The organism is Roseicitreum antarcticum, from assembly GCF_014681765.1.
Classification (GTDB): Bacteria; Pseudomonadota; Alphaproteobacteria; order Rhodobacterales; family Rhodobacteraceae; genus Roseicitreum; species Roseicitreum antarcticum.
The window spans coordinates 1,866,335-1,888,590 of the sequence record NZ_CP061498.1 but is presented as its reverse complement, the minus strand read 5'-3'; the positions used below and the strand labels follow the sequence as shown (position 1 = coordinate 1,888,590).

Sequence of the window (22,256 nt, the reverse complement as noted above, 5' to 3'; positions counted from 1 at the left end):
CGGTCACGTCTCTGGTGCAAGGAAATCAAATGGCGTGCCAATCCCGCGTTCCTGCGCAAGGCGCAGGATCAGGGCGGCGGTGGTGGTGTCTTGAATGGCCATGCCGGTGGAATCAAAAATGGTGATCTGATCGCGGGTTTCCCGGCCCGGGGCGCGGCCCAGAAGCACCTCGCCGATCTCTGCATGCACATCCGCCACCAGCCCCGCGCGGATCGCGTGCTGCACCTCGCCTTTCTCACGGCATTGCGTGCGGCTGTCGGCGACGATGCGCGCGGTGTGGAAGATTTCGGGGGAAAGCTCCTGCTTGCCTTTCTGGTCTGCGCCGATGGCCACCACATGGGTGCCCGGTCGCAGCCATCCTGCCTGCAGGACAATGCCACTGGCGCGGGTGGTGGTGACGACGATATCGGCCTCGGCCACGGCTTCTTGGGCGCTGCCCGCAGCAATGACCGGCAGACCGAATTCAGCCTCAATGTCCGTCTTGAACGCGGCCAGGCCGGCAGGCGAGCGGCCCCATGCGTGGATGCGGTCGATTCCGATCACCTCGCGAATGGCGCGGATCTGCATGCGCGCCTGATTGCCGGTGCCGATCATCGCCAGCACTCGCGCATCCTCGCGCGCCATGGCCCGGACCGAGACCGCGCCCGCCGCCCCGGTGCGGAACCCGGTCAGCAGGCTACCATCCATCGCGCAGAGAAGCGCGCCATTTGAGCCGTCGAACAACAACACCGTGCCCATGCCATTGGGCAAGCTGTAACGGCCCGGATTATCGCGGAACCCGCCCGAGGATGCCTTGAGCGAAACCCGCTCCGTTTCGGCATGGTAGCAGGCCTTGAAGTCGATCTCGGCCCTTGGTTCCGACATGTGCAGGCCCATATAGGGCGGCTGCACGACCTCGCCGCCGGAGAAGGCGCGAAACGCGTCCTCGACCGCTGCAATGACGTCGGGCACGCGGATCAGACCACGAACCTGTTCTTTGGTTAGAAGTAGGGTTGCCATCTGTTGCTCCTAGCGCCGGGCGAAACTTGGAACAGGGTCGAGGGCGGCAAAATCAGACATGGAACCTTCTATTCTGTTGTGGTGATGGTCTTGCTGCGGGCGCTCCCTGCAAATGGTCTAACCCTGTCTGACTGGAGTTGCGTGCCGATTCGACGGGGCAGGCAGCGAAAGATGACGTTGAAGTGCTGCGTCGCAACAGAATCTGCCGTTCTAGGAGTTGCAGTTCGCTTGTCCTCTTTCGATGGGCCTAAAGAATGTCCTCGCGCTGCCGCGGAGATGAGAAAACTGAATTTCAAGCCGGTGGGGCGCCTCATAGGTTCGCTGGTGGCGGCAATGAAGTAGGCGGGGCGCACGCGGCCTATCCACTCGCGGGGCTGGCAGTTTTTTGATCAAGGATAGCCTTCGCTATGTACAGATCCTGAAGTGAGATGCCCGAGCTGTCGAATATCGTGACCTCCCCTTCATTGCGGCGGCCTTCCGCATTGCCAGACAAAACCGCTCCGATGGCAGTCGGGGGTGCCTTGGGGTCGGCGTGTTGGAATTCGCCGATGCGTACCGATTGTTCTGGAAGGTCACAGAACAGACGGGCGCGTGGGAAAAGATCGTTGGGGAGTTCCTGTTTGCCCTTAGAGTCCGACCCCATTGAGGAAATGTGCGTTCCCGGACGGACCCATTCCGCCTTGAAGAGCGGCTGGATAGCCGTCGTTGCTGTGACAATGATGTCTGCGGCACGGACAGCCGTTTCCGCCGACGCGGCCTCGGCTGGCAACCCAGCGTGGCGCAACCGTTCGACAAAGGCGTTGGTGCGGGAGGGATCTCTGCCGACCACCAGCAGACGGGACAGCTCCCGCACGCGCGCGACTGCCCCCGCCTCGTAGGCGGCTTGGTGGCCGGTTCCGAACAGGGTCAGGACTTTGGCATCCGAGCGCGCTAAGGCATCGGTTGCCACCGCATCCGCCGCGGCGGTTCGGTAACAGTTGACGGCGGAACCCTCGATCACTGCACCGATGCCTCCGGTGCTCTGGTCGATCAGCAAAATGGTGGAGGCATGGCGCGGCAGTCCGCGTGCATCGTTCGTGGGGAAGTAGGCACCAACCTTCAGCCCGGCCAGTTCTGCACCCGACGCCGATTTGATAGTGAAACGGTTCTGCGGATCGCTGGCATGGGCGACCACTACCGGAAAACTCGCGGCATCCGGCGCGACGGCGGCGATGAAGGCATCGCGCACCGCCCTGAAGGCAAGTTCCGGCGTGACGATGGCAGAAGACTGCGCTTCGGTGATGAGGATCATGTCCGTCTCCTTACCAGCCGCCGAAACGGGGCCAGGTCTGTATAGGACCGCCGTCCTGCGGCAGCACGTTGTAGCGGTCGTGCTGCGCAGCGGTCGCGCAGGCGTGGTTGGGCAGGATCCGCAGGAAGGTGCCGACCGGCAGGTCGGGCATTGCACCATCCACGCCCGAACGGTGCGAGACGATCCCGTGCTCCTGATTGGTGCTGCTCACAATAAGGTCGCGCAGAACATGACCGTTCACGTCGCAGACCAGACCGTAGCCCTGATCCACGTCCTGCGCAGCCGTCCCGCGGTCGCGCGACAGGGCCATCCAGCCCGCGTCGATCATCGTCCAGCCCTTTGTCGGCTGATGTCCGATCACGGTCGTCAACACGCTGAGGGCAATGTCGTCCACGGCGCAGACGTCTATTCCCGCCATCACGAGGTCGAAGAACATGTAGACCCCGGCCCGCAGTTCCGTCACGCCAGTCAGATCGCGCGCGGCGTGGGCAGTCGGGGTCGATCCGACACTTACGACCGGACACTGCAGACCCGCATCACGCAGCGCCCCCGCTGCCGAGACGGCGGCTTTGCGTTCCAGTTCTGCAAAGTCGGCGTGGGCAATCGCGCCGCGAACCGTGTAGCTTTCGCCCGCATGGGTCATCACGCCGCGCAGACACCCGGCGTCGTGCAGGATGCGTCCCGTCCGGATCAGTGCCGGGTCATCCGGTCGAAGCCCGCCGCGATGTCCGTCGCTGTCAATTTCGATCAGGGCGGGAACGTCCGACTGCACCACGGCCTGCGCCTGCGCTTCGCAGTCGAGGATCACCACGAGAGCGCAGCCACGCGCACGCAGCGCCTGCACCCGTTCCAGCTTCTGCGGCGCGATTCCGACAGCGTAGAGAATATCGTCGTGCCCTGCGTCGAAGAATACCTCTGCTTCGGCCAGGGTCGACACCGTGATCGGACCGGGCACACCGCCCGTCAATCGGCGTGCGACCTCGACCGATTTCGCTGTTTTCACGTGGGGGCGCAGCGAAACGCTCAGCTTCTCTGCGCGCTTTGCCAGTCGCGCGATGTTCTGCTTCATCCGCTCCTCGTCCAATAGCAGCGCGGGTGTAGGCAGAGCGGCAGGGCTGGACAGGTCGGGCGTCATCATCTGGTAATCCTCCATCAGTGTCCGAGGATTACCACGCGAAGCATTAATAGGATATTCACTTTTGCTAAACTCGATATTAAGCTGAGCCTTAATGCTTGACGTGCCCGATCTCCGCTTTCTTATCGCTCTCTCCACCGCACCGAGCCTCGCGGCAGCTGCGCGTAGTCTGAACGTGACCCCACCTGCGGTTTCGCAGCGACTTGCGGCGCTGGAAGACCGGCTGCGACTGCGGCTCATCGAACGCGGTCGCGGGCAACTTAGGCTTACCGCAGAAGGAGGTTATCTCGTCGACCGGGCGAAGAGCATTCTGGACGATGTCGAAAGACTGTCGGAGGAAATGTCTGCTCGGGCGGGTCGGATCGAAGGGCCGATTCATGTCATTGCGCCCTTCGGCTTCGGGCGTCTGCGCGTGGCCCCGGTTCTTGCACACTTTGGGAACGAGAACCCGGATCTGCGGCCGACGCTAAGCCTCAGCGAAGATCCGGTGGGCGTGATGAATGAGGGACTTTGGGATGTCCTGATCCATGTCGGGCGGTTGCCGAACCTGAGGATCACGCAGCACAAGCTTGCCTCGAACCGCCGCTTCCTTGTTGCGTCGCCCGATTATGCCAGACGCTTTGGCCTTCCACAGCGCCCCGAAGAGGTGTCGGCCCACAGAGTCGGCGTGGTTCGTGAGAACCGGGCCGACACCACCCTTTGGCCACTGACAGGTCCGGACGGTGTTGAAACGAGCCTGCGCGTGCAGTCGGTTTTTGGCTGCAACGATGGCGAGGCTCTGCGTGGCTGGGCGCTGGATGGCTACGGTATCGTCGAACGCTCTGAATGGAGCGTTTCGGCCGATCTGAGTGCCGGCAGATTAGTGCGCGTGCTGCCGGACTGGTCGCTCCCGGACGCCGACATCTTGGCCTTGCTGAACCCGCGAGCCGTGCGCTTGCTTCGAATAGACAAGTTCGTTGACCGGCTCACGGCGGAGATCGGCGCGGCGCCAATCATCTGACCGATGCGCGCTTTCAGGCTAGACAAGCGCACGGTTCAGTTCAACCCGTCCGCGCTGCGCGTGGCGTCAGCGGGACCACGGTCTGGCGCCGGTTCAGACGCCTCGCGGGGGAAGACGTCATGGCAGCAGACACAATATTCGCGATCTTTTTCGTCAACCAAGGTTCTGTTGGCACCGCGCTTGTATAAAGCCGCATATCCTACAGATCGAGACGCTTGCTTCTGTTCGCCACGATCAGCGTCACAGCCCGCCGAAGTGCAATGCCTTGGTTTCAAGGTACTCATCAATCCCCTCTTGCGCCCCCTCGCGGCCCATGCCGGACGCTTTGATCCCGCCAAACGGCGCAACCTCGTTGCTGAGCGTGCCGGTATTCAGCCCGACCATGCCGAATTCCAGCGCCTCGCCAAAGCGGAAAGCGCGCGCCATGTCGCGGGTGTAGAAATACGCTGCAAGGCCAAAGGGCGTACCGTTTGCCAATGCCAGTGCCTCAGCTTCGGTGTCAAAGCGAAAAATCGGCGCGACGGGGCCAAAAGTTTCCTCGGAGGCCAGCCGCATTGCGGTTGTTGCGCCGGTCAGCACCACCGGATCGGCATAGTGCGCGGGCAGATCGCGCGGGCGGGTGACACGGGTGGCGCCTTGCGCCAGCGCATCGGCGACATGCGCGCTGATCTTTTCAATCGCGGCGGTGTTGATCATCGGGCCGATGTTCACATCCGCCCCGGTGCCCGCGCCGACCTGCAGCGCATCGACCCGCGCGCTGAGCGCGGCCACAAACGCATCATGGATGCCTGATTGCACGATGATCCGGTTGGCACAGACGCATGTTTGCCCGCCGTTGCGGAACTTTGACTGCATCGCGCCTTCGACCGCCGCATCCAGATCGGCATCGTCAAACACCACGAACGGAGCATTGCCACCCAGTTCAAGGCTGAGGCGCTTCAATGTCGGCGCGCATTGTTCGGCCAGCATTGCCCCCACGCGGGTTGATCCGGTGAAGGACAGTTTGCGCACCACGGGGCTTTCGGTCAGGGCGGCGCCAATCGCCTCGGGCTTGCCGGTCAGGATGTTCATCACACCTGCCGGAATCCCGGCGCGTTCGGCCAGAACCGCCAGCGCCAGCGCCGAATAGGGCGTGAAATCAGATGGCTTCACGACCATGGTGCAGCCCGCCGCCAGACCGGGCGCGACCTTTCGGGCGATCATGGCGATGGGGAAATTCCACGGCGTAATGATCGCGCAAACCCCGACGGGTTCTTTCATGGCAAAGATCTTTTTGCCCGCGACAGGCGAGGGGATGATCTTGCCGTTGATGCGCCGCGCCTCTTCGGCGAACCAGCGCACGAAACTTGCGCCATATGTCACCTCGGTCCGGGCCTCTGACAGGGGCTTACCCTGTTCGGCGGTTAGAATCTGCGCCAGGTCTTCGCTGTGGTCCAAGATCAGCGCATACCAGCGCAACAAAAGATCGGCGCGCGCGGCATGGGTAAGGGCGCGCCAGCCTACCATGGCGCGGTCGGCAGCGGCGATGGCGTCGCGGGTTTCTGAGGCGGTGCAATCGGGCAACTGGCCCAGCACTGTGCCGGTGGCGGGGTTGGTCACGTCCATTTCCGGGCGTGACAGCCAGTGCCCGTTGATCAGGGCGGCGTTGCGGAACAGATCGGGGTCTTGCAGGTTCATGCGTCCGCCTCCAATGCGGAAAGGATGGCCGCCGTGATGGCGTCGGTGGAATGACTGCCCGGCACCGTGCCGATGCCTTGCGCGGTCGCGGCCTCGATTGCGGCGATGATTGTATCGGCGGCGCGGTCTTCGCCCAGATGCTGCAGCATCATGGCTGCGGACCAGATCGCGGCAATCGGGTTGGCGATGTTCTGGCCCGCAATATCGGGCGCCGACCCGTGCACTGGTTCGAACATGGACGGGCCCGTGCCATCGGGGCAGATATTGGCCGAAGCGGCAAAGCCAAGACCGCCCTGAATCGCGGCCCCCAGATCGGTCAGGATGTCGCCGAACAGGTTTGAGGCGACCACCACATCAAGGCTTTCGGGGGCCATCACCATGCGCGCGGCCATCGCGTCGATATGCATGTGGCTGACCGTCACATCGGGATAGTCGGCGGCAACTTCGCGCGTGACTTCGTCCCAGAAAACCATCGAATATTTCTGCGCATTCGATTTCGTGACCGAGGTCAGATGCCCGCGTCGCGCCTGCGCCTGTTCAAAGGCAAAGCGCAAGATACGTTCGACCCCCGCGCGGGTGAAGATCGCGGTTTCCACGGCGACCTCATTCACCATGCCCTGATGCACGCGCCCGCCCGCGCCGGAATATTCGCCTTCGGTATTTTCACGAATGCACAGGATGTCGAATCCGTCTGACCGCAGCGGGCTTTCAACGCCGGGCAGCAGGCGGTGCGGGCGGATATTGGCATATTGGTTGAACGCTTTGCGGATCGGCAGCAGCAGGCCGTGCAGCGACACCGAATCTGGTACGGTATGTGGCCAGCCGACCGCGCCAAGGTAGATCGCGTCAAAGCCGCGCAAGGTCTCAATCCCATCTTCCGGCATCATCGCGCCCGTGCGCAGATAGTGGGCGCAGGACCAGTCAAAGGTTGTCGCCTGAACGGTGAAATCATGGCGGCGGGCGGCGGCCTGCACCACGGCCATGGCCGCGTCGGTCACATCCCCCCCGATCCCGTCGCCGGGGATTAAAGCCAATTTATATGTTGTCATCGTCTTCTCCATTCTGGCCAAATGTGCTTTCTCTGCATGCGCTTGTACGCCTTAGGCGCTGATCTATCGTTTCCGCATAGCGTTGATGCGCCAAGCCGGTCTTTAATTTGCGCGATATGCTCTAAAACTCGCTGACCTTGCCCCATTGGCTGCGGGCGAAGCGGGAAAGCCGGTATTGCCGGGTTTCTGTGATAGGGTCGCGCCCCAGAACCATGTCAGCCACCAGATGGCCCACGCCGGGGCCAATGCCAAAGCCGTGGCCGGAAAGCCCCGCCGCCAGCACAAGGCCCGGAATGCCGATGTCAGCGTCGATCACCGGCACGCCGTCGGGTGTGCTGTCGATGTATCCGGCCCATGTGGCGGTAATTGGTACATTGCGTAGGGCGGGCACCAGGGCGCGGGCGCGCGTCAATGTCACGTTGATCTGCCGGGCTGACGGGCGTGGGTTCAGAATGCGGACCTGTTCCATCGGCGTGGGCTGATCCATTGCCCAGCGGTGTCGCGTCTCAAAACCGGCAGACCATGCCTGTAGGCCGCCGGGTCGCAACACGCGCCAGCGGCGCGCAAACATCGGCAGGAAATGCCGCATTCCCAATAGGGCGCCGGGGGTAGGGTTCACATTGGCCATGCCTGAAACCGCCAGCCCATAACCACCGTCCGCCCGCCGGGTGACGGAAACCGGGGCTGTATGCAACGCATCGGGCAGGCCTTTAGCGCCGGGGCCGAGCGAAAGCATCGAACTACGTACCGCCGCCTGCGGAAAGGCGATGTTGACCTGATGCAGAAAGCTTGCCGCCCATGCACCTCCTGCCACCACCACGGACGGCGTGCGGACCACGCCTTTTTCGGTGATAACGCCCGCAACTTTCCCCGCCGCCAGTTCCAACCCGCGGGCGGCGCAGTTCTGCACGACATGGCCGCCATGTTTCATCACGGCCTGCGCGATCAGGGGCGCAGCGCGCGCCGGGTCCGCAATGCCGTCGGTGGGTGACCAGACGCCGCCTTTCCAGCGCTGCCCGGTCGCGGCACCGTGCGCGGCAGCTTCGGTCGCGGTCAGCATGCGGGTATCTACCCCGACACCACGCGCAAAACGGCCCCATTTCGCCCAACCTTCGATTTCGGCGTCGTCATTGGACAAATACAACAGGCCGCAGCGTGAAAACCCCAACGAGTCGCCGATATCCGCGCCCATTTCTTCCCACAGCTTCAGGCTGCGGGTGGACAGCGGCAATTCACGGGCATCGCGGTTTTGCTGTCGGCACCAGCCCCAGTTGCGGCTGGATTGTTCAGCCCCCACTGCGCCCTTTTCCAGCAGCACAACCTTTTGTCCGGCGCGCGCCAGCCAATAGGCCGCCGAGACGCCGACGATGCCCGCGCCGATCACCACGCAATCGGCGTCCGGGGGCAGAGTGTCAGGCGTAGCGATCGAAAGTCGGGGTGCTGTCATGGGCTTACCTTTTGTCGTTGCGCCGATCCTATAGGCGCGAATGCAGGGGGTTGTTCCGCAATCGGGGGCTAAAACAGCATTTCCTGTTGAAACGCGCTGGTAAATGGGGTGCTGTGAAAACGTGGCCCTTGGGGCCGGAAACCTGCAAAGCCGTGCAGCGGTGCAAGGAACGACAATGACGGCTGCCTATAAACTTGACCGTATCGACATCAAGATACTCGCCGTCCTGCAACGCAATGGCCGCATCACAAATGTCGAACTGGCCGATGAGGTTAATCTGTCGCCTTCGCCCTGTCTGATGCGGGTGAAAAAGCTGCAGCAGGCGGGGTATATTTCCGGATATTCCGCGCAGATCGACCTTGCGCGGCTGGGTCCGACGCTGACGGTGTTCACCGAATTCACGCTGAAGAACCACCGGCAGATTGATTTCGCACGGTTTCAGGAGGCGCTGGAAAAGATCGAAAGCTGCGTGGAATGTCACCTTGTTTCAGGCGGCTACGACTATCTGGCGAAGTTTGTCACCGCCGGGATTGATGACTATCAGTCGATCATGGAAGGGCTGATCGACCGTGACCTGGGCATCAACAAGTATTTCAGCTTTGTGGTGCTGAAATCGCCCTTCACCAAGCAACATATCCCCCTGTCGCGGCTGTTTGATGACCGCGACTGAGGGGGCGCCCGCTCAGTAGCCTTTGGCTTGATCCACCAATCCCGGCAGGGGCGCGCCGCTGTGCAGTGCACGCATCACGGCCAGCGCGTGGCGCGCGCCCTCGGTCGCGTCGGTCTGGGCGGCGACATGGGGCGTCAGGATCACGCGCGGATCGCGCCACAGCCAGTGATCTCGCGGCAGGGGTTCGGGGTCGGTCACATCCAGCATCGCGCTGCCAAGCTGGCCATTGTCCAGCGACGCGCGCATCGCCTGCAGGTCCAGATGCGGGCCGCGCCCGGCGTGGATCAGCCCCGCGCCGCGCGGCAGCGCCGCGAAGGTGCGCGCGCCAAGGATGCCGCGTGTTTCCGCCGTCAGCGGCAGCAGGCAGATCAGCAGATCGCTGCGCGCAAGAAACGCATCCATCGACGCGGGGGTGAAGGTCTGGACATCCGCCGGGTGCGCTGCGCGTGACAATCCCGCCATCTGAAACCCAAGGGCCGAGAGGCTGTGCGCGACCAAGGTGCCGATGCGTCCCATGCCCATGATGCCGACGCGCCGCCCTGACGCCAGTGGCACGGGATGCGACTGCCACAGCTCTGCGCGGCCCTGCTCCAGATATTGCGGCATATCGCGGTGTAGCATCAGCGTGGCCATCACCACCCAGTCGCGCACCATCGCCTCGATCCCCGGTGCCAATGTGCGGGCCAGTGCCACGCCGGGCGGCATGGAGGGCAGATGGTCCACGCCCGCGCCGACCGACAGCACCACGCGCAGGTTCGGATAGCGCGACATATCCGCAGGCGGTGTCCAGCAGGCGATGGCGGTCACTTCCGCCGGGTCGGTCACAGCGGCTTCGCCCGCGATCAGGGTTTCGCCCGCGTCATCGAACATCGGTTTCCAGACCGGCAACCTGGCGGGGGTGGACAGAAACAACATCGCCATCAGCGCAGCACCGCGCGGATCTCAGGGTCTTCCAGCGTCAGGTCCAGTACTTTGCGGGTGCGCGCGACAATCGCGTCAATCTCATCCGCCGTGCAGCACAGCGGCGGCGCATACCCCAACACGCCTTGCGCAAACGACCGCACCACCAACCCCTGTTCCCATGCGCGGTCAAACAGCCGGGTCGCTGCATTCAGCGCGGCGGGCAGCGGCGTTTTCGCGGTCTTGTCCGTAACCAGTTCCACGGCAGCCAGCATGCCCCGGCCCCGCACATCACCGACCAGCGGATGATCCGACAGGCTGCGCAGCCCGGCCTGCAAGCGTTCGCCCATCGCGCGGCCATTGTCGAAAATTCCGCCCTCGTACAGCGACAGCACCTCAAGCGCGACAGCGGCTGAGACCGGATGCGCGGAATAGGTGAAGCCATGCCCGACGGCCTTTGCCCCGGCACCGTCGGCAATAACCTCGTACACATGGTCCGACATCAGCACCGCGCCCATCGGCAGATAGCCTGAGGTCAGGCCCTTTGCCACAGTCATCAGGTCCGGCACGATGTCCTCATCCTCGCAGGCAAACAGCGGGCCGGTGCGGCCAAAGCCGGTGATAACCTCATCCGCGACGAACAGGATGCCGAATTCGCGGCAGACTGCGTGCATGGCCTTGATCCAACCGGGCGGCGGCACCAATACGCCGCCCGAGCCCTGAATGGGTTCGACGTAAAACGCCGCGACCCGTTCGGCACCGATTTCGGCGATTTTGGCGCGCAGCTCTGCCACCGATGCTGCGATCACCGCCTGTGGTTCTGACGCCAGCGGGTTGCGGTACAGATCATGCGAGGCGATTTTGTGCTGCCAGCTATGCGGCACGCCGAACCCGTCATGGAACAGCGGCAGCGCCGTCAGCCCCGCCCCCATGCTGGTTGATCCGTGATATCCCGATGCGACCGAGATGAACTGATCGCGGCCCGGCTGACCCAGCGCATGCCAGTAATACCGGATAAAGCGGATCGTGCTGTCGACGGCATCCGACCCGCCAAGCGTGAAATAGACATGGTTCAGGTCGCCCGGCGCACGTTCGGCCAGTGCGGCGGCCAGCCGGATCGGCGCTTCGGCACCAAGGTCGAAATAGCCCGTAGCATAAGGCAATTCGCGCATCTGGCGGGTTGCGGCTTCGATCACGCTTTCATGGCCATAGCCCGCGTTCACGCACCACAGGCCCGCAAAACCGTCGATCAGTTGGCGGCCTTCGGCATCGGTGACAGTTGCGCCGTTGGCGGATGTTAGGATGCGGACGCCGCGCGCCTCATGGCCCCGGAAGGATGATACCGGATGGACAAGGTGCCGCCGGTCCAGTTCGACCAGTGAATTGGCCAGGGGGGGGTGGGTCAACATGGAATACTCCGATGATCAGCCCAAAGCCTGCGAGACAAGGGCGTAGGTGTGATAGTCAGACGCAGCGCGCGCCCGCGGGGAATGCACCATGGCAGTACCGCCCCCCACCGGGCTGAGGCCCAGCGTTTCGACAAAGGGGGCAAGGCCATGCGCTGCGGTCACGTCGATCCTGAGGAACTGACCCGCCATCTGGGTGGCCCCGGCGGCGATCAGCGCCCGCCCCGCCCCAGCATCCTGCGCGACGACGGGCCCCAGAACATGACCGCGACCAAATTCGCGCAGCAAGGCGAAACCGCCGTCGGTGCGCAGGGTAACGCCGCTGGCGGCGATGCGGGTCAGAAGCGCCACGCGTTCCAGCCCGCTGGCGGCGGTGTCCATCTGTGCCAACAGCTCAAGATCGACCGGACCGGCCTGCACCGGGCGTTCTGGTGTGGCCGCATTTGCCACGCCCTGAAGCTGCACGATCTGCCCGCAGTCTTCAAAGCCCAGCTTGCGATACAGCGGCTTTCCGTCATCCGTGGCGACAAGGCGCATTTCGCGCGTTTCGGCCAAGGCAATGATGCGCTGCATCAGTTGTCGGCCCAGCCCGCGCCCGCGCATGGCCTCATCCACAATGATCATGTTCAGTGTCGCCACCGGCCCGTGCATGGAACATAGCGCCGTCCCGACAACGCGCCCGCCTGCCATGGCGACAACGCCCTGCGACACCGAAAACGACAGCGCCCAGTCTTCCAGCCGATGCGGCCAGTTCAGCGCGCGCGACAGCGCCAGCGCGCCGGTCAGATGCTGCGCGGTAAAGGGCGTAAACTCTAGGGTGGTCAGGTCAGGTTGGGTCATCGCGGGCATCTCTTTAGTATTTTCCGAAATCTAACCTGCGCGATGCAGCATCTTTCGCTTGATCGCGCATTTCAGCGGCAGCTTGCGCCCGCACCTGCCGGGGCGGGCCGCAGAAAATGTTGTCATGCGCGCAGGCTTTCCCCCAGCCGCTGCATCAGCGCGCAGGTGGCGTGCAACTCATTGCGGGTCAGATATTCCTCGGGCTTGTGCGCGCGGTCGATGTCGCCCGGTCCGCAGATGATCGCGGCGATCCCGGCGGCCTGAAACAGCCCCGCCTCGGTCCCATAGCTGACCGCGCCAAGAGGGGTTTCCCCGGCAAGCTGTGCCATCAGGTCCGCTAGCGGATGACCGGGATCAAGCGCCAGCGCAGGATAGCTTGCCAGAATACGGGTTTCGACACCGGCTGCTTTCGCGGCGGCGATCACGGGGGCCAGCAAGTCGAAGGGGTCGACACCGGCAATCGCGCGCGCCTCAATCTGGGCGGTGGCGGCTTCGGGGATAATGTTCAACGCCTGACCGCCTGAAACCGTGCCGATTTGTAGGCTGGACCATGACGGCAAAAACCGCGCGTCCTGCGCGCCTGATTGCAACGCTTTTGCCTGCGCTGCCGCCGCTGTCAGCGCGGGGACCAGCGCGTGGATTGCATTCGCCCCCAGATCGGGGCGCGACGAATGACCGGGCTTACCGGTGGCAACAAGGCGGATGGCGGATTTGCCCTTATGGGCCAGCACCGGCGTCAGGCCAGAGGGTTCGCCGATGATCGCGCCCGCAGGTGGCGCGCACAGCCCCGGCAGCGCCGACAGCAGGTGCGGCACGCCGCGACACCCTGCCTCTTCATCGTAGGACAGGGCCAGATGAATCGGTGCCTGCAGGTCCATCGCCAGAAGATCTGGCACAATGGAAAGTGCGGCGGCGACAAAGCCCTTCATGTCGCAGGCCCCGCGTCCGATCAGCCGCCCCGCGTCTTCGCGCAGCGTGAAGGGATCGCCCTGCCAGCCCGGCTCATTGGCAGGCACCACGTCCAAGTGGCCTGACAAAACATATCCCGGCCGGTCGGCCGGGCCGATGGTGGCGAACAGGTTTGCCCTGTCGCCTTCCGGGCCGGGCAGGACATGCGCGTGCACGCCCCAGCCTGCCAGCCAGTCGCGGATAAACTCCACAATCGGGGCATTCGGTCGCCCGACCACGCTGTCAAAACCAACCAACTTTGCCAGCATCGCCTCAGGGGTCAGGTTTTGTGGTGTCATATGGTGCGGTCCCCTGTGGTTTTCGTCTGCTCAAAACTGCCCGATACGCGCTGATCGATGTCACCGTGTTTGGGCGCCTTCCGGCAGGCTGTGCCGCTGCCCGTCGCACAATCGCAATTTCCTGCGCTTGATCCGCCGAACGCAGCAAGCACTGTCGCAGGCAACCGCCGATGATGGGGCATCATCATGAACCGGAGACCCCCATGACCTTCCGTCCCAAATTCGTCAGCTTCGATTGCCATGGCACCATGATCTATTTCGATATGGCGAGTGCGGCGCGCGACCATTACAGCGTGCAGCTTTCACCCGAGCAGATGGAGAAATTCATCCGCGATTTTTCCGCCTACCGTCTGGATGAGGTGCTGCACGACTGGAAACCTTACGCCGAGATCGTCCACAATGCGCTGGAGCGCACCTGCAAACGCAACGGTGTGACCTTTGAGCCTGAGATCGCCGCAGAAATCTATGACCGCGTGCCAACATGGGGCCCGAACCCCGATGTGCCTGCCGGCCTTGCCAAAGTGGCAAAGGAATTCCCGCTGGTTGCGCTGACCAATTCCATGAATGATCAGATACCGTATAATATCGCCAAGCTGGGCGCGCCGGTTGCCCATGTGCTGACCGCCGAAAGCGCAGGCGCGTATAAGCCGCATATGCGCGCGTTTGAGTATATGTTTGATACGCTGGGCTGCGGGCCAGAGGACTTTCTGCATGTCTCATCGTCATTCCGCTACGATCTGATGACCGCGCATGATCTGGGCATCATCAACAAGGTCTGGGTCAACCGTGGGCATGAACCGGCGAACCCGTATTATGGTTATACCGAGGTTGCGGATGTTTCCGGCCTGCCCGCCGTGTTGGGCCTTTGAGCGATGAAATACCTATCATACTGGCACGATACCGCGCCTGCTTTTGGCGGCGGGCAGTCCGGCCCGGTGGATGGCCGGTTTGATGTGGTGGTGATCGGTGCGGGCTTTACCGGTCTGAATGCCGCGCGCAAACTGGCGCGGCAGGGGGTCAGCGTCGCCGTGCTGGAGGCGGCGCATGTCGGAGCAGGGGCGTCAGGCCGCAATGGCGGGCATCTGAACAACGGCATTGCGCATGGCTACGGCGATGCAAAGGCGCATCTGGGCGCGGAACGGGCGCGCGCGCTGTACCGCGCGTTCGACCGCTCCATCGACACGATTGAGGACTTGATTGCCGAGGAACAGATCGCCTGCGATTTTCGCCGTGCGGGCAAGCTGAAGCTGGCGTCAAAACCGTCGCATGTCGCGGGCCTCAGGGCCAATCAGGAACTGATCGCGCGAGAGGTTGACGCCGCCACGCGCTGGATCGACCGCGCCGATCTGGCACCTGAGATCGGGTCAGAGGCGTTTCACGGCGCGGCGCTGTTTGAAAAATCCGCCATGATGCATATGGGCAAATACCTGACCGGGCTTGCCGATGCCGCCCATCGCCATGGCGCGGTGATCTGGGAAAACGCGCCCGTCACGGGCCGCACCAGTACACGCGACGGCTGGACCATCGACACCCCGCGCGGACAGTTGCAAGCGGATACCGTGATTGCCGCGACCGGGGCCTATTCGGCGCAGGTGCCACAGGCGCCGCTGGGGTATTTCCGGCAGCGGATCATCCCCATGGCGTCGTTCCTGATCGCCACGCGGCCATTGAGCGATGCCGAGGTTGCAGCGACCATGCCCGGCAACCGGACCTGCGTGAATTCGCTCAACATCGGGAATTATTTCCGGCTTTCACCGGATAACCGGCTGATCTTTGGCGGTCGGGCGCGGTTTTCCGCCGTGTCGGATCAACGCTCGGACGCACAGTCGGGCCAGATACTGCGCGCCGCAATGGCGGGGATTTTCCCGCATCTGGCAGAGGTTCAGGTTGATTATTGCTGGGGCGGGTTGGTCGGCATGACGCGTGACCGCTTTCCCCGCGCGGGCACAGCGGACGGTATGATTTATGGTATGGGGTATTCCGGCCATGGGGCGCAGTTTTCCACCCTTCTGGGCCAGGTGCTGGCCGATCTGGCGATGGGGCGCAGGGATACCAACCCGCTGGACGGGCTGGACTGGCCCGCAGTGCCCGCGCTGAACGGCAAGCCGTGGTTTCTGCCGCTGGCGGGGATGTGGTTCAAGATGAAGGACTGGCTGTCTTAAACCGCCGCAAGCCCAAAGTCGGCGGCCGATCCCGCAGGGCGGAGCCGTGCGCAATCCCGGCCCTGCGCGCGGCGTGTCGTTTGGCGCGGGCATCAGCCCAGCGAATGCGCGGCCAGCCCGAAAGTCACCATACCTTCGCTGGCGCGGCGATGCGGCCCGATCCGCATTTCGGTGACGGTATCGAACCGCGCCATGCCCGCCGCGCTAAGAAACCCGGTCAGCGCCTGCCCCTGAGACGGAGTGTCAACGCGCAGAAACTTTCCCTGGCATTGGGCGATTAATGGCGCGGCAATGTGCACTGCCATTTCTTCGGACTCCGCAACCAACGGCCCAAGCACATACCCTTTGCCGAAAGGCCGACGCAGGGCGTAGCCGCAGGGCCGCCCGTTGCGCATGGCGATCATCCCGGCTGAAACGCCTATCAACGCGCCAAGCAGCGGGCCACGATCTGCCCCGAACGCCTCTGCGTCCATCTGCGCGATTGCCGGGGCATCATCAAGGGTGACCGGCATCAGTTCAACGCCGGGCATAGCGTCAGGCTGAGGCACGGTGCCGACAATGCCCTGATGCTGATAGATCGTCCCGACATGGATGAAACCGACGCTGAGATACAGCCGGTAGCCGGACCGCGTGGCGTTCAGCCGCAGGTCGCGCCCATCGCAATCGCGCATGATACGTTGCAGCAACCAACGCCCGCCGCCCTGCGCCTGTAACCGCGGCGGTGTCACCATCATCCCCAACGTGGCAAAATCCTTGCCCATCGGGAAACGCATGGCAGAACCGACGGCGCGGCCAATCTCATCCACTGCGATATATCCCTGTCCCTGGGCGATCAGGAACTCCAGATCGTTTTCGCGGTGCGGCCAGAATACGCTGACGGTCAGTTCATGCAGCAGCGCGCGGCCCTGCGGGGTGATCGGCACGGTTTGTGCCTCAAACGCATTGATCCGCAGTTTCTCTTGCGGTTCCCCGGGCGTCGCTGTTGCCGGGTTATGGTCTTGCGTCAGGTCCCCTGTCTGATCTCCGGCATGATTGCTCATTTGCCACTCTCCTGTTTCTCCGGGACGGTCCGGTTCCGGGCTTACCTGTTCCAATCCGCTGAGATATTAACCCGACTGATGCAGCATGTTCACCTGAATACACTATGGGATTAACAGTAAAGCCTTTTGCAGGTGCATTCCAGGATATGGCCCGGCGGGGCACATTCTCAACACCCGGACGACGAGGCCGCGGGTGGCCGGAAGCCGCCTCGCTTGCTTTGGGGCCAGTCGCCCCGCCGCGTTCGCCCCACATCAGGCCCTGCGCCCCTCTTCAGCGCTGCGCCCGCCACAGGGCAAAGCGGTCTTGCAAGCCATAGAACTTGATGAACGCGGGCATGAACCACGGGGTGCCATTGTAAAAAGGCACAGCTGCGGGGGGGCGGAAGTCGAATGCGGTGCGGCCTTCTACCGTGTCGCCCAACAGACGATGGGCCGCACGGCTGCCGACCCAGGTGGCCCAGACCACGCCCGAGCCGCAGAAGCCGCTGGCGTATACCACGCCATCGCGTTCAAACAGACGTGGCAGCATATCTCGGTTCATCGCTACATTGCCAAACCAGCTGTGGGCCAGACGGACATCGGACAGCTCGGGGAACAGCTCGGCCAGTCCCGCGCGCAGGCGCAGCGTCGGGGCGGCGGGATCGCCGACCCAACTGCTGTCGCGTCCGCCCAGCAAAATGCGTTTGCCGTCCGGCGTGGGGCGATAGTAAAAGCCCAATTGGCGGTTTTCGCCCATCATCATGCGACGGGGCATCAGTTTCGCCATCAGGTCGGGCGAAAGTTCCTCGGTCACGATGATGCGGCTGCGCACCGGCACCAGACGGCGTCGCAGATATGGGGCGGCCGCGTCGGTATAGCCATTGGTGCAGACCAGCACCTGTTGCGCCGTGGTTTTGCCAGCGCTTGACGTGACATCAAACCCCGCAGCGTCGCGGGTGATGGCGGTGACGGGCGTGTGACAATGCACCATCACCCCTGCGGCCAGCGCCACGCGCAACAATTCGGCGTGGAACTTGGCCGGGTGCAGCCCGCCGATATCCATGCGCACCACGCCGCCGCGATAGAAATCCGTACCGATATAGCCGCGCTGTTCGGCATGGGGCACCGCATAGGCGTCGATACCCAGCCGTTTGGCCAGACCTTCAGCAGCACGGGCCATTTCATCATATTGCTGATAGCCAAGCGCGGCGCGGAACGCGCCGGTCAGCTGGAAGTCGCATGAGATCTCTTCGGTTTTCAAGAAGTCATAGAGGAATTCGCGCGCGCGCTTGCCTTCGGATTCGATCTCGAACGCCGTTTTTTCACCGAACTTGCGCGTCAGAGCGGCAAGGCCGGGCCGGATGCTGCCTGAGGTAATGCCGCCATTGCGCGAGGATGCCCCCTCTCCGGGGTTCATCGCATCGAAGACCGCGACCGAGCGTCCCGCCCGCACCAATGTCAGCGCCGCCGAAAGCCCGGCATAGCCGGCACCTACAATCGCCACATCGACACGAGGGGCAAGCGGTTGTCCGGGTACCCCACCGACGGGCGCCGCCTCCCACCAATAGGGTGTGGCTTTATCGGCCGGACGCGGTTGAATGGTCATGGGAATGCCCTCAGAGGTTGTCGTTCCGCACGTCGAGCGCATCGCGCAGCCCGTCGCCGATGAAGTTGAAGCTGGTTACGGCAATGGTGATAGCCGCGCCGGGAATAATTGCAAGCCATGGCGCGGTGGCCAGATATTGCTGCGCCCCGTTCAGCATATTGCCCCAGCTTGGCAGGGGCGGCTGGATGCCGTAGCCCAAAAAGCTGATATACGCCTCCAGCAGAATGGCGCGCGCCACGGTCAGGGTTGCGGCGACAATGATCGGCCCCATGGCATTGGGCAAAATCTCGCGAAACATGATATGCGCCTGCCCTAGCCCCAGCATCCGGCCCGCCAGCACGAATTCCCGTTCTTTCAGGGATCGCACCTCGGCCTCGACAATGCGGGCGACTTCCATCCAGCCGGTCAGTGCAATGATGATCGTGATCATGATCGGACTGGGTTTCAGCGCGACCGCCAGCGCCAGCAGCAGAAAGATCGTGGGAAAGGACAAAAAGCCATCCACCGTTCGCATCAGCAGCGCATTGACCCAGCCACCACTATAGCCCGCGATAACACCGACCAACGTGCCCAGCAATGTGGCCAGCAGCATGGCAAACAGCCCCACCAGCAGTGAGATACGCCCCGCCATGAACAACCGTGCCGCAATATCGCGGCCCAGCGGATCGGTGCCTAGATAATGATAGCCAGTCAAAGGCGGTGAAAACCGCGCCCGCAAATCGACGAATAGCGAGTCATACGGCAGCAGGTAGGGTCCGATCACGCAGGTCAACGTTAACAGTGTGATCATTGCCAGCCCGAACATGGCCAGTTTGTTGCTTAGAAAACGGCGCAGAACCCGGTTCTGAAACCAGCGGGCCTGAGTTGGTCGGGTTGCGGTAATCGTGTTCATGAGGATGCCTCTTTTTGCCCGGTGCCTGCCATCAGGCCAGACGAATGCGCGGATCGACCAATGCAACGACGACATCGGCGACGAAGTTGGCGGCAATGGTCAGGATGGCCGAGAACATCAACAGCCCCATGACCACCGGATAATCGCTGTAGCCCAGGCTATCGAGGAACAGCCGCCCCATCCCCGGCCAGGTGAAAACCGTTTCGGTCACCAATGCGCCGGTCAACAGCGACGGCAGTTGCACCCCCGCCAGCGTGATCATCGGCAACAGAGCATTGCCCACGACATGTTTCATGATGACGCGCCGTTCGGGCACACCCTTGGCGCGGGCGGTCTTTACAAATTCCTGACTGATCGCGTCCAGCGTGGCGGCGCGCATGAACCGGCTCCAGATCGCGATATGCACCAGCGCCAGCACGACAGAGGGCATGATCAGGTGGTGCAGATAGTTCATCACCGACGCATCGCCGATTGTGTACATATTGCCTGCCGGAAACCATCCCAGCCGCAGGGAAAAGACATAGATGCCGATCAGACCAAACCAGAAGGTCGGGATCGACAGCGCGATCATGGCACCGACCGTGGCGACATAGTCAAAGCTGGAATAGCGGTGCGTTGCGCCCCGTATGCCGATCCATGTGCCGATGGATACCGCGATGACGGTGGCCGACCCCATCAGCAGCAATGTCGCGTAAACATGACGCCCGATAACGGTCAGCACCGGGTTGCCATCGCGGAACGAGGTGCCCCAGTCGCCCTGCAACATGCCCGAGGCCCAGTCGAGGTATTGCACCCAAAGCGGCCGATCAAGACCCAGCTGCGCCGCGATGCGTATCCTGTCATCCTGGGTCATGCCGGGATCAAGCGCGTATTGCGCCAAAGGCCCGCCGGGGATCAGGTTGAGAACGACAAAACCGATGATTGAAACAATCACCAGCAATACGAGGCTCTGCAAAAGGCGTCCGAACAGGAATGCGACCGTGTTTCCCTCCTTGCGGGGCTGTCAGGTGGGGTAGGTAAGTGTCGCCCGCGCAGATCATGCGCGGGCGACGGTGGTCTGATCAGGCCCAGTACCAGCCTGCGGCATGCCAGGTTTCGCTGCGGGTGTTAGTGTTGGGAACAAAGCCTTCGATCCCCGCCTTGCGCCCCATGACCTGAGTGTAGGCAAACAGGGGCAGATACGGCAGATCATCGCGGATGATTTCTTGCACACGCAGATAGATCTCGCGCCGCTGCTCACGGTCGAAGGTACGCGCACCCTCTTCTAGCAAGGCGTCTACCTCGGGGTTGGAATACTGTCCGGTGTTTGAGCCCCGGCCGCCCTGTGCGGTAATCGCGACACTGTGAAACCGGTTGGTGACGTCCGGATCGGCGGCGATCAGGTAGGTGACGCCGACCATCGCAGAATCGAATTGCGACATCCCCCAGAAATCACCCCACATCACGGCGGCAGGCAGGTTTTCGATGTTCATTTCCACACCGATATCCCGGAAGGTCTGCTGGACAAACTGCTGCGCCTGTTCGCGCAGATGGGCGCCAGTGGTGGTGGAGTTGTTGAACGACAGCCGCACACCGTCTTTTGCGCGGATACCGTCAGAACCGGGTGCCCAGCCTGCTTCGTCCAGAATCTGGCGCGCCTTTTCCAGATTGAACTCATGCGTGGGCAGGCCGTCGTGGTAGTAATACGACTGACGCGGCATGAAAGTTTCGGTCTGATTGGGCAGGCCATAGTACAGCACATCAACGATCGAGTCGCGGTCCAGCGCCAGATACAGCGCTTCGCGCACGGCGCGTTCCTTGAATTGTGGGCGTTCCAGATTCAGATAAATCGACTCGATCGACGTGGCGGGAACCAGATCCACGACGCGGTCGGGCAGGTTGCGGGCCGCCTCATAATTATCCTGGGTGATATAGGCACGACCGACCAGATCAATAGCACCGCTCTGGAATTGGGTGAACAGGACCGTCATGTCGGGGATGTAGCGGAAGATCAGTTCTTCGATATACGGCCCCTCCCCAAAATAGTCGGGGTTGGCAACCAGCGTCAGGTTGTCACCTGCCGTGCGCTGACCCCAGCGGAAAGCACCGGTGCCGATGGGCGCGCGGTTGAAGGCGGCTTCGTTGGGGTTGTCATCTGCGCCCAGAATATGGGCGGGTACGATGAAGGTTTCCGTCAGGAAGGACATATAGGGCGCAAACGGTTCTTCCATCCGCCAGGTGATTTCGGTGGGCGAAACAACTTCAATATCGCGCACAAGGTTGTGGCCCGTGGTGCGCCATGCGCGGAAGTCAGGATTGACGATCAGTTCAAGGGTGAACTTCACATCTTCTGCCGTGAACAGCTCGCCATCATGCCAGCGCACATCGTCGCGCAGGCGGATACGCCATTGCAGGCCGTCTTCTGAAATGCCGCCGTTTTCCTGCGTGGGGACTTCGGTTGCCAGATTGGGCACGATGACCCCTTCTTCCGTGATGCGGAACAGCGCGTCGAACACCGAGAAATGGACGTTATCATCCACTTCGATCTTTGGCATCAGCGGGTTGAAGACAGTGGGTTCTTGCGAAACGCCCACGATAATCCGGCCCGAAGGCGCGTCGGGGGGCGTTTGGGCGAAGGCAGGCTTGCCCAGCAGATTGGGAGCAAGCAGCGCTGCGGCACTTGCGCCCATAATGCCAAGGGCATTACGACGTGAAAGGCCCGATCCGGTCTTTGGGTTATTGGTCATCTGGTAGTCTCCCTTGTTGAATGATATTTATTTTTTTTGGTCAGGATTGGGCCGAGGCTGTGTGAAAACTCGTTTGATCATGGCTTGCTGCGGAACGGCGCTCTTCCGAGCGCCAAGAGAAGGGATTTTGTTCTGACGGGAGGCGCGCACTGCCGCATACCTAGAAAAAAATTCTCGCTAAATTCGTTAA

Annotated in this window: 19 protein-coding genes; 4 read left to right on the top strand and 15 right to left on the bottom strand. The window is 62.6% G+C overall.

All coding sequences use genetic code 11. From position 1 onward, the window contains the following. Positions 1-3 precede the first annotated feature (3 nt). From H9529_RS08955 to H9529_RS08945, 3 genes are all read right to left on the bottom strand, one after another. Complete coding sequence (locus H9529_RS08955; RefSeq protein ID WP_092891810.1) at positions 4-999, bottom strand: ornithine cyclodeaminase family protein; 996 nt, start codon at positions 997-999, stop codon at positions 4-6. A 358-nt stretch (positions 1,000-1,357) separates the two neighbouring features. After that, positions 1,358-2,290, bottom strand: a complete 933-nt coding sequence (locus H9529_RS08950; protein ID WP_092891808.1) for an ornithine cyclodeaminase family protein — start codon at positions 2,288-2,290, stop codon at positions 1,358-1,360. A 10-nt stretch (positions 2,291-2,300) separates the two neighbouring features. Beyond that, positions 2,301-3,428 (bottom strand): alanine racemase, encoded by a 1,128-nt coding sequence (locus H9529_RS08945; RefSeq protein ID WP_218132174.1) that lies wholly within the window; start codon positions 3,426-3,428, stop codon positions 2,301-2,303. 91 nt (positions 3,429-3,519) lie between these two features. Between H9529_RS08945 and H9529_RS08940 the strand changes: the two genes are divergently transcribed. After that, positions 3,520-4,425, top strand: a complete 906-nt coding sequence (locus tag H9529_RS08940; RefSeq protein WP_092891806.1) for a LysR family transcriptional regulator — start codon at positions 3,520-3,522, stop codon at positions 4,423-4,425. A 240-nt stretch (positions 4,426-4,665) separates the two neighbouring features. Here the strand turns inward: H9529_RS08940 and H9529_RS08935 are convergent, their stop codons facing one another. The 3 genes from H9529_RS08935 to H9529_RS08925 form a co-directional block, all read right to left on the bottom strand. Further along, a complete protein-coding gene (locus H9529_RS08935) occupies positions 4,666-6,102 on the bottom strand; it encodes an NAD-dependent succinate-semialdehyde dehydrogenase (RefSeq protein ID WP_092891804.1) in 1,437 nt (478 codons plus the stop codon). Next, entirely contained in the window at positions 6,099-7,151 is a 1,053-nt protein-coding gene (locus H9529_RS08930; RefSeq protein WP_092891802.1) for a tartrate dehydrogenase, read from the bottom strand. Before H9529_RS08930 ends, H9529_RS08935 begins: the two co-directional genes overlap by 4 nt. Positions 7,152-7,272: 121 nt before the next feature. Continuing rightward, positions 7,273-8,598 (bottom strand): NAD(P)/FAD-dependent oxidoreductase, encoded by a 1,326-nt coding sequence (locus H9529_RS08925; protein WP_092891800.1) that lies wholly within the window; start codon positions 8,596-8,598, stop codon positions 7,273-7,275. Between the two features lie 175 nt (positions 8,599-8,773). Between H9529_RS08925 and H9529_RS08920 the strand changes: the two genes are divergently transcribed. Continuing rightward, positions 8,774-9,268, top strand: coding sequence for an Lrp/AsnC family transcriptional regulator (locus tag H9529_RS08920; protein WP_092891798.1), 495 nt, complete (start codon positions 8,774-8,776; stop codon positions 9,266-9,268). Positions 9,269-9,280: 12 nt separating this feature from the next. On the opposite strand, the gene H9529_RS08915 is transcribed toward H9529_RS08920, so the two are convergent. From H9529_RS08915 to argE, 4 genes are all read right to left on the bottom strand, one after another. After that, a complete protein-coding gene (locus tag H9529_RS08915; protein ID WP_092891796.1) occupies positions 9,281-10,189 on the bottom strand; it encodes a 2-hydroxyacid dehydrogenase in 909 nt (302 codons plus the stop codon). Next, positions 10,189-11,577, bottom strand: coding sequence for an aminotransferase class III-fold pyridoxal phosphate-dependent enzyme (locus H9529_RS08910; RefSeq protein ID WP_092891794.1), 1,389 nt, complete (start codon positions 11,575-11,577; stop codon positions 10,189-10,191). The genes H9529_RS08915 and H9529_RS08910 overlap by 1 nt, the downstream gene beginning before the upstream one ends. Positions 11,578-11,592: 15 nt before the next feature. Further along, positions 11,593-12,414, bottom strand: coding sequence for a GNAT family N-acetyltransferase (locus H9529_RS08905; protein WP_092891836.1), 822 nt, complete (start codon positions 12,412-12,414; stop codon positions 11,593-11,595). 122 nt (positions 12,415-12,536) lie between these two features. After that, positions 12,537-13,661 (bottom strand): acetylornithine deacetylase, encoded by a 1,125-nt coding sequence (gene argE, locus H9529_RS08900; protein ID WP_092891792.1) that lies wholly within the window; start codon positions 13,659-13,661, stop codon positions 12,537-12,539. A 203-nt stretch (positions 13,662-13,864) separates the two neighbouring features. On the opposite strand from argE, the gene H9529_RS08895 reads away from it, so the two are divergent. Together H9529_RS08895 and H9529_RS08890 are read left to right on the top strand one after the other, a co-directional pair. Next, on the top strand, positions 13,865-14,530 hold the full coding sequence (locus H9529_RS08895; RefSeq protein ID WP_092891834.1) for a haloacid dehalogenase type II: 666 nt from the start codon (positions 13,865-13,867) through the stop codon (positions 14,528-14,530). A 3-nt stretch (positions 14,531-14,533) separates the two neighbouring features. Then, positions 14,534-15,823, top strand: a complete 1,290-nt coding sequence (locus tag H9529_RS08890) for an NAD(P)/FAD-dependent oxidoreductase (protein ID WP_092891790.1) — start codon at positions 14,534-14,536, stop codon at positions 15,821-15,823. 92 nt (positions 15,824-15,915) lie between these two features. Here H9529_RS08890 and H9529_RS08885 read toward each other — a convergent pair whose 3' ends face one another. From H9529_RS08885 to H9529_RS08865, 5 genes are all read right to left on the bottom strand, one after another. Next, on the bottom strand, positions 15,916-16,863 hold the full coding sequence (locus tag H9529_RS08885; protein WP_092891788.1) for a GNAT family N-acetyltransferase: 948 nt from the start codon (positions 16,861-16,863) through the stop codon (positions 15,916-15,918). Between the two features lie 271 nt (positions 16,864-17,134). Continuing rightward, complete coding sequence (locus H9529_RS08880) at positions 17,135-18,448, bottom strand: NAD(P)/FAD-dependent oxidoreductase (protein ID WP_218132173.1); 1,314 nt, start codon at positions 18,446-18,448, stop codon at positions 17,135-17,137. Between the two features lie 10 nt (positions 18,449-18,458). Beyond that, positions 18,459-19,340 (bottom strand): ABC transporter permease, encoded by an 882-nt coding sequence (locus tag H9529_RS08875; protein ID WP_092891783.1) that lies wholly within the window; start codon positions 19,338-19,340, stop codon positions 18,459-18,461. A 31-nt stretch (positions 19,341-19,371) separates the two neighbouring features. Then, entirely contained in the window at positions 19,372-20,310 is a 939-nt protein-coding gene (locus tag H9529_RS08870) for an ABC transporter permease (RefSeq protein ID WP_092891781.1), read from the bottom strand. 91 nt (positions 20,311-20,401) lie between these two features. Then, complete coding sequence (locus tag H9529_RS08865; RefSeq protein ID WP_092891779.1) at positions 20,402-22,066, bottom strand: peptide ABC transporter substrate-binding protein; 1,665 nt, start codon at positions 22,064-22,066, stop codon at positions 20,402-20,404. Between the last annotated feature and the right edge of the window lie 190 nt (positions 22,067-22,256).